A 14,261-nucleotide genomic window follows, 5' to 3' on the forward strand; every position below is an offset into this window, starting at 1 on the left:
AAAAGCCAAGAGGGTTGTCTTGGCTTTAATTAATTTAAACAAGGTGGTTAGGTGTTTCCTTTCAGAATGTCCCCAAGCATTCCACCTAAGCCTCCCTTTGTTTTGTTGTTTCCTAAAACCATTCCCGCTATATCGTCAATAGCACTGCCATCTCCATCGGCATCTAGAATTGAAGTAAGAAAATCTTGTTCTCTATGGGCGGAACTTCCTCCAAGCAGTCCACCAAGCATATCTGTAAGGTCTGAAGAACCAGAAACATTTCTTTGTCGAGATTGTTTTGCTAAATATCCCATGAGGATAGGGGCTGCCACTTTTAATATGTTAGCAATAGTACCAGCATCTATACCAGATTTTTGACCAAGAACATTTGTGACATTTTGTTGTTTACTGCCTAATACATGATCTAATATTTTTTCGCCGTCCGTCATGACATTTTGATCTACACCGCCTTTAAACAGACCTTCCAAATCGTCTAAAACACCATTGTTATGGTGATTGTTCAGGGCATTTAGCAAGCCTTCGGCACCTTGGGGGGATTGGGCGTTGTTTTTCATGGCCTGTGTCATTAATGGTAGTGCCATGGTTAGGATATCCTGTGTTTTATCAGTAGGTTGATTGGTTTGTTGGGATACTCCGTTAATGATGGATTTCCCTAATTCCGTATTAAATAAATCTAAAATTCCGTCCATTTTGAATTGCTTTTGATTGAGACCTTAATGTACGAAAAAAAGCCTGTAAAAAATTGATTTACAGGCTTTTGTTAGTAAGTTTTAAATATATAAAACCTTATCCTCTAAGCAGTTGAATGATTTGAGCTGCTAATTCAGTTCCAATTCTGTCTTGAGCTTCATTGGTGGCTGCACCAGTGTGAGGCGTAAGCGATAGAGAAGGGTTCATTAGTAATTGGATTTCTGGTTTTGGTTCACTTTCATATACATCTAAAGCTGCTCTAGCTACTTTACCGCTCTTGATGGCTTCTACTAGTGCAACTTCGTCAATAACACCACCACGCGCAGCATTAACCAAAATTACACCGTCTTTCATTTCATCAAATTCCTTTTTGCCGATAACGTACTCTTTTTGAGCTGGAACATGCAGAGTGATGAAATCTGATTGCTTTAGAACATCATCTTTTGAAATGGTATTGATTTCAAAGTTCAATTTTTGACCATCAAAAAAGTCCAATTCCAAGTTTACAGTTTCCATATAAGGGTCGAAAGCAACAACTTTCATACCTAAACCAAGTGCAACTTTAGCTGTGGCTTGTCCAATTCTCCCAAACCCAAGAATACCTATGGTTTTACCTTTTAATTCAATTCCTTTGGAATAACTTTTCTTTAAATCTTTGAAACGGGTATCCCCATCAAGTGGCATGTCACGATTAGAATTATGTAAATAGCGAGCCAACCCTAATAAATGGGCAAAAACCAATTCAGCAACAGAGTGCGAAGAAGCAGCTGGCGTATTGATGACATGAATATCTTTACTGCGGGCATAGTCCACATCAATATTATCCATACCAACGCCACCGCGACCTATGATTTTTATACTTGGACAGGCATCTATTAATTCCTGTCTTACTTTTGTAGCACTTCTAACCAATAAAACATCTACTTCATTTTCATTGATGTAATTGATTAATTGTTCCTGTGCGACAGTAGTGGTGTTTACTTCAAAACCTGCCTTTTCCAAGGCCTCGATACCACTTTTAGAAATTCCGTCGTTAGCTAATACTTTCATGTTCTTAATTTAAAATATTAAAGCTTATGTTTTATACATGCAACCAGTTATTGGTTGTCTTGTGTTTTTAATTTTTGTTAATAATTTAAGCCTTGCGCTCAAGTTCGCTCATTACTTCAACAAGCGTTGCCACGCTCTCCAACGAAAGTGCGTTGTACATAGAAGCTCTGTAGCCACCTACACTACGATGCCCATTAAGGCCGTTAATTCCGGCGTCTTTAACCATGGTATCGAAAGTTTCCTTTAAATCTTCATTTGTAAGGTTAAAGGTAGCATTCATGAAAGAGCGGTCGCTTTTAGTTGCAAAACCTTTAAATAGAGGATTTAAATCTATTTCAGAATAAATAAGTTGTGCTTTTTTCTCGTTTACCTTTTCAATTTCAGCAATACCCCCAAGGTTTTTAAGCCATTCTAAAGTGAGCATAGATGTGTATACAGCAAATACAGGAGGTGTGTTAAACATACTACTTTTGTCAATGTGCTGTTTATAGTCCATCATAGAAGGGATTTTACGGGACACTTTCCCTAAAATATCTTCTTTTACAACCACTAAGGTAGTTCCTGCAGGCCCCATATTCTTTTGAGCACCGGCATAAATTAAATCGAATTTACTGTAATCAAGAGTACGAGAAAAAATATCACTACTCATATCGCATACCATAGGGATTGGACAGTCTGGGAATTCCTTTATTTGGGTTCCGAAGATTGTATTGTTTGATGTACAGTGGAAATAATCATAATCTGTGGGGATATCGTATCCTTTTGGTATATAATTATAATTGGCATCTTTGGAGGAAGCTACTTCATAGATATCGTCATAAATCTTAGCTTCCTTGATGGCTTTATCAGCCCAAGTTCCCGTGTTAAGGTAGCCTGCTCGCTTTTCAAGTAGATTTAATGCAACCATTAAAAATTGAGTGCTGGCACCACCTTGCAAAAACAATGCTTTATAACCTTTTCCTTCAAGACCTAGGAGTTCCAGAGCTAAGGCTCTGGCATTTTCCATAATATCTACAAAGGCTTTGCTTCGGTGTGATATTTCAATAAGTGACAAGCCGTTATCAAAATCCAATAGCGCTTCTGATGCCTTTTGGATCACTTCACGAGGCAATACACATGGACCTGCACTAAAATTGTGTCTTTTCATTTGTTGAATAATATTAAAATTGTGTTGTTAGAATGTATGATCTATGGTGTAGTTTAATAAGTTGTTTGATAGAATTTTATATAAAAAACTCTATTAGTTATAATTTTGATTGTGTTGAAGGCAAAGTTGATAAATTATATTAAAAAAGGCGTTAAAAAATTAATAATTTATCAGCTAAATTTGTAACAAAAATTCAATAGTATCTACATTATCGGCATATTCCCAAAGTTGAGGGTTTTGTGTCTGTCCGAAAGGGATTTCATTGTCCATAACATTGTTTGAAACAATGCATTGAATATTTTCTGCATCCTTCACCAATTTGACTTTTAAGTCTTCCATGGCATCGTAATATTCGTAAAAAACGGTAGCGATGGGAGAGGCGTAGTTAGCATCTTCTTTAATCATTAAAAAACCATTTTCCAAAATATCAAATTCACTCATTAAATAGACCGCTTTGTTGTAATCGTAGTTATTGGCATATTTTGTTTCATTGATAATGGGATTCCAGTCGTACATAGCTTTGAAAAAAGCATCAAAATCGTAGTTTTTAGGCAAGAATAATTTAGATACATTGCGGCAGCCTAATCCATAATATCTAAAGATATCGTTGGACAATTCTTTAAGTTCATCTGCAGTTTCGTTTCCGGTAAGAACCGCTACCGAATTGCGGTTTTTTCTAATTACGGAAGGTTTGTCTTTGAAATAGTATTCAAAATAACGAGCTGTATTATCACTCCCCGTTGCAATAACGCCATCAAAATTCTCTAATTTTTCTTCAGTAAAACGTATTTTTCCTTTGAAACCAGGCTCGACAAATTCTAAATATTTCGTCAAATAGGGAAGGAGATGTTTGTCGTTACTGGATTGTTTTACAATAACATTATGACCGGCCAAGAGTACTGAAATAAAATCATGAAAACCTACCAAAGGAATGTTTCCAGCCATGATAACTGCCACATTTTTTGAAGCTGAATCATTAAAGTTATACTTTGATAGCCATTTGTTAATGTTGCTTTCTGTTAGCGAATTAGACCACCCGTTTAATGCGTATACAATATTCTCTTTAGTGAACCAGCCATTGTGTTCGTTAGCTAGACTTATTTGATGTTTGAAGCCGTCGAAGAAAAGATCATTGTGCGGGATATTTTCTTTTTTTATGAAATCATTTTGTGTAAACTGACTTAAAAAATCACCTAATTTTACGAATGCATCAATTCTTTCTGGTAAATTCATTCTGTGTTTGGTTATGAATGGTTTTGGCTTTATTTTTGTACAAAGTTAGAAAATTTAAACGCTGAAATAGAAAAAATGCTATGGCAATAATTATAACAGATGAATGCATAAATTGTGGGGCTTGCGAACCGGAATGCCCTAACACCGCTATATATGAAGGTGCTGACGACTGGAGGTACAATGATGGAACCAGTTTAAATGGAGATGTAATCTTACCAAGCGGCAAGTCTGTAAATGCAGAGGAAGCCCAAGAGCCTCTTAGCGATGAGATATATTATATAGTTCCAGATAAATGTACAGAGTGTAAAGGTTTCCATGAGGAGCCTCAGTGTGCTGCTGTGTGCCCAGTGGACTGCTGTGTACCAGATGATGATCATGTAGAATCAGATGAAGAATTATTAGGAAAACAACGCTTTATGCACCCTGAAGATTAACAGGGATACAGAATTCTATAACGCAACAAAAAATCCTGAGAACAACTCAGGATTTTTTTTGTTTCAAACATCGTATAATTGGTTAACTTTGCGCCGCATTTCCATGGTGATGCGAAGTAACTTAATGAACTAAAACTATAATATGAAAGCAGGAATTGTAGGATTGCCTAATGTAGGAAAATCAACATTATTCAATTGTTTGTCCAATGCCAAGGCACAGAGTGCAAATTTTCCATTTTGCACCATAGAGCCTAATGTGGGAGTGGTAAACGTGCCGGATCCTAGGTTGGAAAAATTAGAGGAATTGGTGAGTCCTGAGCGTGTAATACCAGCAACAGTGGAGATTGTTGACATTGCAGGTTTAGTAAAAGGAGCCAGTAAAGGTGAAGGATTAGGGAATCAATTCTTAGCAAATATCCGTGAAACAGATGCTATTCTACATGTTTTGCGTTGTTTTGAAAATGACAATATTGTTCACGTAGACGGCAGTGTAAATCCTATCAGAGATAAGGAAACTATCGATATGGAGTTGCAATTAAAGGACTTGGAGACAGTTGATAAAAAACTGGACAAAGTAAAACGCGCTGCAAAAACCGGAAATAAGGAAGCTCAAAAAGAAGAAGCCGTGTTGTTGGCAATCAAAAAAGGATTGGAATCAGGGGTTTCGGTAAGGGCTTTGGAGTTTGGAGAAGATGATTACAACGATTATGTAAAGCCTTCTCAATTCATTACAGATAAGCCGGTAATGTATGTGTGTAATGTAGACGAAGGTTCAGCGGTTTCAGGAAATGCTTATGTTGAACAAGTGCGTGAGGCTGTAAAGGATGAAAATGCTGAAGTATTAGTTTTAGCGGTCGGTACCGAGGCAGACATTAATGAACTGGATGATTACGAAGAGCGTCAGATGTTTTTGCAAGATGTAGGGTTGGATGAGCCTGGATCTTCCAAGTTAATCCGTTCGGCTTATAAATTACTGAATCTGCAAACGTATTTTACGGCAGGAGTGAAGGAAGTAAGAGCTTGGACTGTCGATATAGGAGCAACGGCTCCTCAGGCGGCTGGAGTTATTCATACTGATTTTGAAAAAGGATTTATTAGAGCGGAAGTAATTGGGTATGAAGATTACGTAAGCTTTGGTAGTGAAGCCAAAGTAAAAGAAGCAGGGAAAATGCGTGTAGAAGGGAAAAATTATATCGTGAAAGATGGTGACGTTATGCACTTCTTGTTTAACGTTTAAAACTATTTTTCTTACAAATCTAAAAGCCAATATTCTATAAAATATTGGCTTTTTTGTGTGTAATTTGTATCTGTTTATTTCGGATTTTTGCGCCGAAATATTATATTAGCATCTAACTCAAAAAATAATTGCATAGGCTTGTTATATGATTGAACAAACCAATTACACGGAAGACAATATTCGCTCACTCGATTGGAAAGAACATATCAGGATGCGTCCTGGGATGTATATCGGGAAGCTGGGGGATGGTTCTTCTCCAGATGATGGTATCTATATTCTCTTAAAGGAAGTTCTGGACAACTCCATTGATGAGTATGTCATGGGGGCAGGAAAAACCATTGAGATTTCCATTCAGGGGAATAAAGTGATTGTGCGTGACTATGGTCGCGGTATTCCTTTAGGTAAAGTGGTGGATGTGGTTTCGAAAATGAACACTGGAGGAAAGTATGATTCGCGAGCCTTTAAAAAGTCCGTTGGATTAAATGGGGTTGGTACCAAGGCAGTAAATGCCCTGTCTACGTATTTTCGTGTAGAATCCACTCGAGATGGAAAGTCGGCTTCGGCAGAGTTTCATCAAGGGAACCTGACCAACGAAGAAATGCTGGAGGATACTTCCAGACGCAAAGGAACTAAAGTGTCCTTCGTTCCGGATGATGCAATTTTCAAGAATTACAAGTTCCGAAGCGAGTACGTAGAAAAAATGCTTCGCAATTACGTCTACCTTAACCCTGGGTTGACCATAGTTTTTAATGGCGAAAAATTCTACAGTGAAAATGGACTTAAGGATTTGTTGGGCGATAACACAAATGAATCTGATTTGGCTTACCCAATCATTCATTTGAGGGGAGATGATATAGAAGTCGCACTTACCCATAGCAAAACTCAATATAGCGAAGAGTATCACTCGTTTGTTAATGGACAAAACACAACCCAAGGAGGAACACACTTAGCAGCCTTTAGAGAGGCTTTGGTAAAAACCCTTCGTGAGTTTTTCGGAAAAAACTATGATGCGTCTGATGTGCGTAAATCAGTTGTTTCCGCCATTTCCATTAAAGTTATGGAGCCGGTTTTTGAGAGTCAAACAAAAACTAAACTAGGATCTACCGATATGGGAGGCGATTTGCCTACGGTAAGAACCTACGTAAACGACTTCCTAAAAACGCATTTAGATAATTATCTGCATAAAAATCCTGAAACGGCAGATAGAATTCAAAGAAAGATCCTTCAGGCCGAACGGGAACGTAAGGAGCTCTCTGGAATTCGTAAGTTAGCCAAAGACAGGGCAAAAAAAGCCAATCTTCACAATAAGAAGTTGCGCGATTGTAGAGTTCATTTTGGAGATACAAAAAATGAACGCAATCTTGAGACTACCCTGTTTATTACAGAGGGGGATTCGGCATCTGGAAGTATCACAAAATCTCGGGATGTAAACACTCAGGCGGTATTCAGTTTAAAGGGGAAACCTTTGAATTGTTATGGTTTGACCAAAAAGATTGTTTACGAAAATGAAGAGTTCAACTTATTGCAAGCAGCTTTAAATATTGAAGAATCCTTGGAAGATTTGCGTTACAACAATATTGTAATTGCTACCGATGCCGATGTGGATGGAATGCATATTAGACTGTTGTTGATCACGTTCTTTTTGCAATTTTTTCCAGAAGTGATAAAGGAAGGCCATTTGTATATTTTACAGACGCCTTTATTTAGGGTTCGTAATAAAAAGGAAACTATTTATTGTTATTCAGAGGAAGAGCGCCTTTACGCTATTGATAAACTGAAGCCAAAACCGGAAATCACCCGATTTAAGGGGTTGGGTGAAATTTCTCCTGATGAGTTCAGGCATTTTATTGGAGAGGACATTCGTTTGGATCCTGTGATGTTGGATAAAGACAAGTCCATAGAAGAACTATTGTCATTCTACATGGGGAAAAACACACCTTCCAGACAGGAATTTATCATCAACAACCTGAAAGTAGAGTTAGACGTAGTGGAAGAAAAGTAGGGGATCTATGAGGACCAATAACGCTAAAGTAAAGAATGTTATCATTTCGGTGTATTTTATACTGATTGTTCTTGCCATACTTTTGGCTACGGTTTTTAGCGCGTTCACAGAGGTAAGTGATAATCCTTTTATGACTTTTACTATTGTTGCTACAGGATTTGTAGTGCTGTTTTTTATTGTCTATTATATTTCAAAATATTTTGAATACGATAGCGATGGAGTAAAAGTGGTTGTGATAAACCGGGGATTGCTGTTGGCAGACTATTTCAATTATAGGGAAAATAAAGTTGAATTTACCAAAGACCAATTAGTACGCTATAGAATTAACAATTTTATAGTTTATAAGTCTTTAGTGCTTTATATCAAGGATAAAAGAGGGCATGTCAATAAAGACAGGTTTAATATTACGCTGGTCTCTAGAAGAAAGCGAAAATATATTAAGCAATCCTTGAGTAAAATGATAAAACTAAATAGAAAATCTAAATAATTAATGACAGAAGATAACGACGATTTGCTCAATAATGAACGAGACGATCAACAAGAAACCATTACCCGGGTTACGGGAATGTACAAAGATTGGTTTCTGGATTATGCCTCGTATGTAATTCTTGAACGGGCTGTACCTGCCATAGAAGACGGTTTTAAACCTGTGCAGCGAAGAATCATGCACTCCATGAAAGATTTGGATGATGGTCGTTATAATAAAGTTGCCAATATTGTTGGGCATACCATGCAGTATCACCCACATGGGGATGCTAGTATTGGTGACGCTATGGTGCAAATTGGCCAAAAGGATTTGTTAATAGATACCCAAGGAAACTGGGGGAACATATTAACGGGAGATGGAGCTGCAGCGTCTCGTTATATAGAAGCGAGATTATCCAAATTTGCATTGGATGTTGTTTATAATCCAAAAATTACAGAATGGCAAGCCTCTTATGACGGAAGACGTAAAGAGCCCATAAATTTGCCGGTAATGTTTCCGTTGTTGTTGGCACAGGGAGCCGAAGGTATTGCTGTAGGATTGTCTACTAAAGTATTGCCTCATAACTTTATAGAGCTTATCGATGCATCGGTAAAGCATTTGAAAGGGAAACGTTTTACCATTCTGCCCGATTTTCCGACTGCAGGAATTGCAGATTTCACTAATTATAATGATGGTAACCGCGGTGGTCGTGTTAGGGTAAGAGCTAAGATTTCCCAATACGACAAAAATACACTGGTTATTACAGAGATACCCTTTGGCACCAATACCTCTACTTTAATTGATTCTATCTTAAAAGCAAACGATAAAGGCAAGATAAAAATCAAAAAGATCGAGGATAACACGGCTGCAGAAGTTGAAATTCTAGTGCATTTACCGTCTGGTATTTCACCTGATAAAACCATAGATGCATTATATGCTTTTACCAATTGTGAGATGTCCATTTCTCCTTTAGGATGTGTTATTGAGGATAACAAACCGCTCTTTATTGGAGTGTCTGAAATGTTGAGGCGTTCAACTGATAATACTGTTGAGTTACTGAGACAGGACCTGCAAATTAAACTTAACGAATTTGAGGAGCAATGGCACTTTGCATCTTTGGAGCGCATATTTATTGAAAACAGAATTTATCGTGATATTGAGGAAGAGGAAACCTGGGAAGGCGTTATTCAAGCAATCGATAAAGGACTTCAACCACATATAAAGCATTTAAAAAGAGCAGTAACCGAAGAGGATATTGTACGTTTAACTGAAATCAGAATCAAGCGTATTTCCAAATTCGATATTGATAAAGCACTTCAAAAAATAGAAGCTCTTGAAGGTCAAATAGCAGAAGTAAAGCATCATTTGGCCAATATTATAGACTATGCGATTGCATATTTTGAAAGGCTGAAAAAAGAATACGGACCTGGAAAAGAGCGTAAAACAGAAATTCGAGTATTTGATGATGTGGATGCTACAAAAGTAGTCATCAGAAACACCAAATTATATGTAAATAGAGAAGAAGGGTTCATAGGAACCTCGCTTAGGAAGGATGAATATGTTTGTGATTGCAGTGATATAGATGATATTATTGTTTTTACTGGGGATGGTAAAATGATGGTCACCAAAGTAGATACCAAAACCTTTATAGGCAAGGACATTATTCATGTTGCGGTGTTTAAGAAAAAAGACAAGCGTACCATTTATAATATGATTTATCGTGATGGCAAAGGTGGACCAACCTATGTAAAGCGTTTTGCTGTAACCTCTATTACTCGTGATAGGGAGTACGATCTTACTAATGGTGCTAAAGGATCTACTATGTTATATTTTTCAGCAAATCCAAATGGTGAGGCTGAAGTTGTAACCGTGTTATTACGTCAGGTAGGTAGTATAAAGAAACTAAAATGGGATTTAGATTTTGCGGAAATCCTAATAAAAGGAAGAGCGTCAAAAGGAAATCTGGTGACCAAATATTCCGTGAAGCGCATAGAGCTAAAAGAGAAAGGTGTTTCGACCTTAAAACCGAGGAAAATTTGGTTTGACGAGGCAGTTCAGCGTTTAAATGTTGATGGAAGAGGGGAATTGCTTGGAGAATTTAGAGGTGAAGATCGTATTTTGATCATTAATCAATCGGGGGTAGTTAAAACAATTATTCCAGAATTAATGGCCCACTTTGACAATGATATGATCATTATGGAGAAATGGGTTCCTAAAAAACCTATTTCGGCCATTTACTATAATGGAGAGAAAGAACTTTATTATGTGAAGCGCTTTTTTATAGAGAATGAAGGAAGAGAGGAAAGCTTTATTCCTGATCACCCGGATTCTCAATTGGAAATAGTTTCTACAGATTGGAAACCTATGGCTGAAGTTGAGTTTACAAAAGAAAGAGGAAAGGATAGAAAGGAAAATCTTTTGGTAAATCTGGAGGAATTTATCAGTGTTAAAGGAATTTCTGCTCTCGGAAACCAACTGACCAAGTTTAAAGTGAACCAGATAAGTTTGTTGGATCCGTTACCTTATGAAGCTCCTGAAGAAGTGCATGCCGATGATTTGGAAGTTGTGGATGAAACCAATGTCTCAGATAAAAAAGAGGAGTCTAACGAAGAAGATGTTTCGGACCAAAAAGATAATGTAGGAAGCGATAACGACGATCAAGGCCAAACGGCTTTGTTCTAATTTTTACAAAATTTATTTTTATAAAAAGGCTAAATCTAATTTTGATGATTTGGCCTTTTTTTTGGTTGGTATAAAACAAGGATTTTATTCATCTCCATATCTTGCGTATTCCTGGCTTGGGTAAGAAAAAAAACAAATACGCGAATTATGAGCAAGTAGGAGAATTTGGCTTTGTTGTTTTTGTGATTTTTACCTGAAAGAAATTTTTTAGTTTTTCTATAGTTTATCTTTTTCTGGAAGTTTTAAAATTTAACAATTCCACAAAAAGTGAAAATGCAATTGCAAAATATAAATACCCCTTTGGAATAGCTCCTATGGTTTGATCAAAAATAGAGGTGTGTGATAAATGAGCTGCTTCCGTAATAAGCATAAATCCAATAAGAATCAAGAATGCTAATCCTAAAACCTGCATACTAGGATGGTTGTCAATAAATTTTCTCACCGGATTAGCAAACAAAATCATTATTCCTATAGAAATTACTACAGCAATAACCATTAACATTAGTGAGTAATTATGGTTTGGATGCAGGCCATTTGTCATCCCCACAGCGGTAAGGATGGAATCTATGGAAAAAATAAAATCAATAATCAATATTTGAAACAAGGCTTGAGACAGTGATTTTATTTTTTTAGACTTAACCGATTGTTCGTCATGGGTTGGATTCTCCACCTTTTCTCGAATTTCTGAAGTGCTTTTGTAAATCAAAAATAAACCTCCAGTGAATAAAATCAAGGCTTGCCAACTAATGCTAATGTGAAGCCAATTGGTGTCTAGAACATAAAAAGGTTGATTCAGACCAATTAAAAAAGACACAAAAAACAAAAGTACAATACGCTGAACCATTGCTAATAAAAGTCCAATAGTAGTCGCTTTTGAACGTTGGTTGTCAGGCAATTTATTTGCGGCAATAGAAATGAATACTATATTGTCAATACCCAGGATTACCTCGAGAAAAGTGAGGGTAAACAGTGCCATGATAGCTTCCCCGGTTAACAAAAATTCCAACATTTACTCTATTTTTTTGGCAATGCCCTTAACAACTCGGTCGGGGCGATTACCTTCCTTTACAGCGTATTTATATTCAAAGGTGTAACTATTCTTTGAAGTGCTAATAATTTTCATGTGGATGGATCTTTTTTCTTGATTAGACTTCGGGTGCAAGTTGGTTAGGATAAACTCGCAATCGTTGATCCATCTAACGGAGGAAGAGTCTATTTTACCTTCGAAATAATCAATACTGTAAGCCTCAGTCCTTACAAATTTACCTGTTTTTTCAACCCCGTCCTCCATATAGTTGAATTGAAAGGTCCCAGTTTTATAATCGTTACAATTGCGTTCAATATTAAAACAGCTAGTAAAAATCAAACAGCTAAAAAGAGTGTAAATTATCTTCATCATTAAGGTTTGGACAAAATTACTAAAGAATTTTATTCTTTATGATATTCTTTAAAAGTTCCATCCGTGTAAAAAATAACAATACGTTCAATATCCTTGCTATTTGATTTTTCGTTGAAGGGAAGAGGTGGTTTAGGGGTTTCTTTAGGGTGGTTTTCTCGTTCAATTATGGGTAGAGAGGTTTGCCCAGAAATAGGAGCGGATTCATTAGGAAATACACCTTTGCCATTTAGGAGCCAATACAACTCTACTTCGGGGTAGGACTGTAGTATTTTTAGGACGAAGTCCAAACTAGGTTTGTTTCTTCCTGATAAAATATGGGAAATACTTGAGCGTTGTACACCTACTTTTTCGGCGAAGGAGGAGGCGCTTTCTCCATAATATTCTATTACTTTTTGCAAGCGTTTAACAAAATCATCGTTGTTTATCATTGTAAACAATTTGTTTGAGGTCTGTTTTTACAAATGTAAATAAATATTGCTTACAAAGGTAAAAAAAGTGGTTTTTAAGTGTTTTTTATTTAATTTTTAACTTTATGTGATAGCATTTAAATTACTGAAAAACAATGTTTTGGTTTTATTGTTTAGTTTTAGATGCAGTATTCGCAATCACTACTAATAAACAGCTTTTATGGTATAGTAAGAGCGTTACAATAGTATACATCTAGCAGTTGAATTATTGTTTACATTTGTAAATACCACTTTGTTTACCTTTGTAACCTAAAATTTAATGATGACTATAAATAGCCTATCGCAACAATATGATCTGATTTGCGAAAAATCACTTTACCATAGATATATTCATAATGCCTCTATTGAACCCTTATTAAAAAACCTGCCTTCTTTTTTTGAAGTAGATGTCATAGGTACATCAGTTAAAGGACAAAACATATATTCTGTAACTTTTGGTAAGGGACCAAAGAAGCTTCTGTTATGGTCTCAGATGCATGGAAATGAAAGTACAACTACTAAGGCTCTCTTTGACGTGTTTAATTTCTTTAAGCAGCCTTCGGAAATTGGCACACAATTATTAAAGAGCTGCACCTTTAAGGTGATAACCATTTTAAGTCCTGATGGAGCAAAGGCTTACACGCGTGTTAATGCTAATGAAGTAGACCTTAATAGAGATGCGCAAAACCTAACACAGCCAGAAAGCATGGTGCTTAAAAACTGTTTTGAATCTTTTAAACCTGATTATTGTTATAATTTACATGGGCAGCGTACCATATTTAGTGCAGGAGCTAATGATAATTCTGCAGTATTATCGTTTTTAGCGCCGTCTCAGGACGAAGCACGATCCTTAACACCTAATAGAAAGGTGGCTATGGAAATTATCGCAGAAATGAACAAGCATTTGCAGGCTGTAATTCCAAATCAAGTTGGGATTTATGATGATAGTTTTAATTTAAATTGTGTAGGGGATACGTTTCAGCATTTGGGAGTGCCTACAATATTATTTGAAGCAGGACATTACCCTGGGGATTATGCAAGGGAAGAAACTAGGAAGCTTATTTTTTATGCTTTAATGGTGTCGTTTCATTACATCGGTACTCAAAATTTAGACGGTTCCAATTTTGAAAATTATTTTAATATTCCAGAAAATCAAAAATTGTTCCATGATATTATTATTAGGGACGCTTTGGTGGACGGAAAAATTTGTGATGTTTGCATTCAGTACGAAGAAAGGCTGGAAGAAATAAGTGTTAAATTTACACCTAAAGTAGCGCGTCTTTCCAAGAGAGGGGAATACTATGCTCATAAAGCTTATAACGCCAATAAACAGAGGGTGTTAAGTGCTAAAAACATGGAGCTGGAAGAGGGTAGCGAAATCGATTTCGTTTTCATTGAAAATCATAAAATATCATTAATAATGTAAAAAAAATGTGATATACTGTATTATCTTCAAAGAAAATCTACTATTTTTG

General features: G+C 36.4%; 13 protein-coding genes. 6 read left to right on the plus strand and 7 right to left on the minus strand.

Annotated features, from left to right (window positions below; translation table 11 throughout):
• Positions 1-47 precede the first annotated feature (47 nt).
• From RBH95_RS08785 to RBH95_RS08800, 4 genes are all read right to left on the minus strand, one after another.
• A complete protein-coding gene (locus RBH95_RS08785) occupies positions 48-689 on the minus strand; it encodes a DUF937 domain-containing protein (protein ID WP_307899211.1) in 642 nt (213 codons plus the stop codon).
• Between the two features lie 97 nt (positions 690-786).
• A complete protein-coding gene (locus tag RBH95_RS08790) occupies positions 787-1,740 on the minus strand; it encodes a D-2-hydroxyacid dehydrogenase (protein ID WP_307899212.1) in 954 nt (317 codons plus the stop codon).
• Positions 1,741-1,825: 85 nt separating this feature from the next.
• Complete coding sequence (gene serC, locus RBH95_RS08795) at positions 1,826-2,887, minus strand: 3-phosphoserine/phosphohydroxythreonine transaminase (protein ID WP_307899213.1); 1,062 nt, start codon at positions 2,885-2,887, stop codon at positions 1,826-1,828.
• Positions 2,888-3,061: 174 nt separating this feature from the next.
• Positions 3,062-4,120 carry an acyl-CoA reductase gene (locus tag RBH95_RS08800; protein ID WP_307899214.1) on the minus strand — a complete coding sequence of 353 codons (1,059 nt, stop codon included), beginning with the start codon at positions 4,118-4,120 and terminating at the stop codon, positions 3,062-3,064.
• Positions 4,121-4,200: 80 nt separating this feature from the next.
• Here RBH95_RS08800 and RBH95_RS08805 point away from each other — a divergent pair, with 80 nt between their 5' ends.
• The 5 genes from RBH95_RS08805 (at position 4,201) to RBH95_RS08825 (ending at position 10,941) form a co-directional block, all read left to right on the plus strand.
• A complete protein-coding gene (locus tag RBH95_RS08805) occupies positions 4,201-4,554 on the plus strand; it encodes a 4Fe-4S dicluster domain-containing protein (protein ID WP_307899215.1) in 354 nt (117 codons plus the stop codon).
• 142 nt (positions 4,555-4,696) lie between these two features.
• Positions 4,697-5,791, plus strand: coding sequence for a redox-regulated ATPase YchF (ychF, locus tag RBH95_RS08810; protein ID WP_307899216.1), 1,095 nt, complete (start codon positions 4,697-4,699; stop codon positions 5,789-5,791).
• A 145-nt stretch (positions 5,792-5,936) separates the two neighbouring features.
• Positions 5,937-7,793 carry a DNA topoisomerase IV subunit B gene (locus RBH95_RS08815; RefSeq protein ID WP_307899217.1) on the plus strand — a complete coding sequence of 619 codons (1,857 nt, stop codon included), beginning with the start codon at positions 5,937-5,939 and terminating at the stop codon, positions 7,791-7,793.
• Between the two features lie 7 nt (positions 7,794-7,800).
• Positions 7,801-8,280, plus strand: a complete 480-nt coding sequence (locus RBH95_RS08820) for a hypothetical protein (RefSeq protein ID WP_307899218.1) — start codon at positions 7,801-7,803, stop codon at positions 8,278-8,280.
• A 3-nt stretch (positions 8,281-8,283) separates the two neighbouring features.
• The gene (locus tag RBH95_RS08825; protein WP_307899219.1) at positions 8,284-10,941 is read left to right on the plus strand and encodes a DNA gyrase/topoisomerase IV subunit A; all 2,658 of its coding nucleotides are present in this window, start codon (positions 8,284-8,286) and stop codon (positions 10,939-10,941) included.
• A gap of 223 nt (positions 10,942-11,164) precedes the next feature.
• On the opposite strand, the gene RBH95_RS08830 is transcribed toward RBH95_RS08825, so the two are convergent.
• Genes RBH95_RS08830 through RBH95_RS08840 form a run of 3 tightly spaced genes read right to left on the minus strand, consistent with a single transcriptional unit; the run spans position 11,165 to position 12,768 of the window.
• A complete protein-coding gene (locus RBH95_RS08830; RefSeq protein ID WP_307899220.1) occupies positions 11,165-11,950 on the minus strand; it encodes a TerC family protein in 786 nt (261 codons plus the stop codon).
• Entirely contained in the window at positions 11,951-12,340 is a 390-nt protein-coding gene (locus RBH95_RS08835; protein ID WP_307899221.1) for a hypothetical protein, read from the minus strand.
• A 29-nt stretch (positions 12,341-12,369) separates the two neighbouring features.
• A complete protein-coding gene (locus RBH95_RS08840) occupies positions 12,370-12,768 on the minus strand; it encodes a helix-turn-helix transcriptional regulator (RefSeq protein WP_307899222.1) in 399 nt (132 codons plus the stop codon).
• A 298-nt stretch (positions 12,769-13,066) separates the two neighbouring features.
• Here RBH95_RS08840 and RBH95_RS08845 point away from each other — a divergent pair, with 298 nt between their 5' ends.
• A complete protein-coding gene (locus RBH95_RS08845) occupies positions 13,067-14,212 on the plus strand; it encodes a M14 family zinc carboxypeptidase (RefSeq protein ID WP_307899223.1) in 1,146 nt (381 codons plus the stop codon).
• The last annotated feature ends 49 nt before the right edge of the window (positions 14,213-14,261 follow it).

It is taken from the genome of Mangrovimonas sp. YM274 (assembly GCF_030908385.1).
GTDB lineage: Bacteria > Bacteroidota > Bacteroidia > Flavobacteriales > Flavobacteriaceae > Mangrovimonas_A.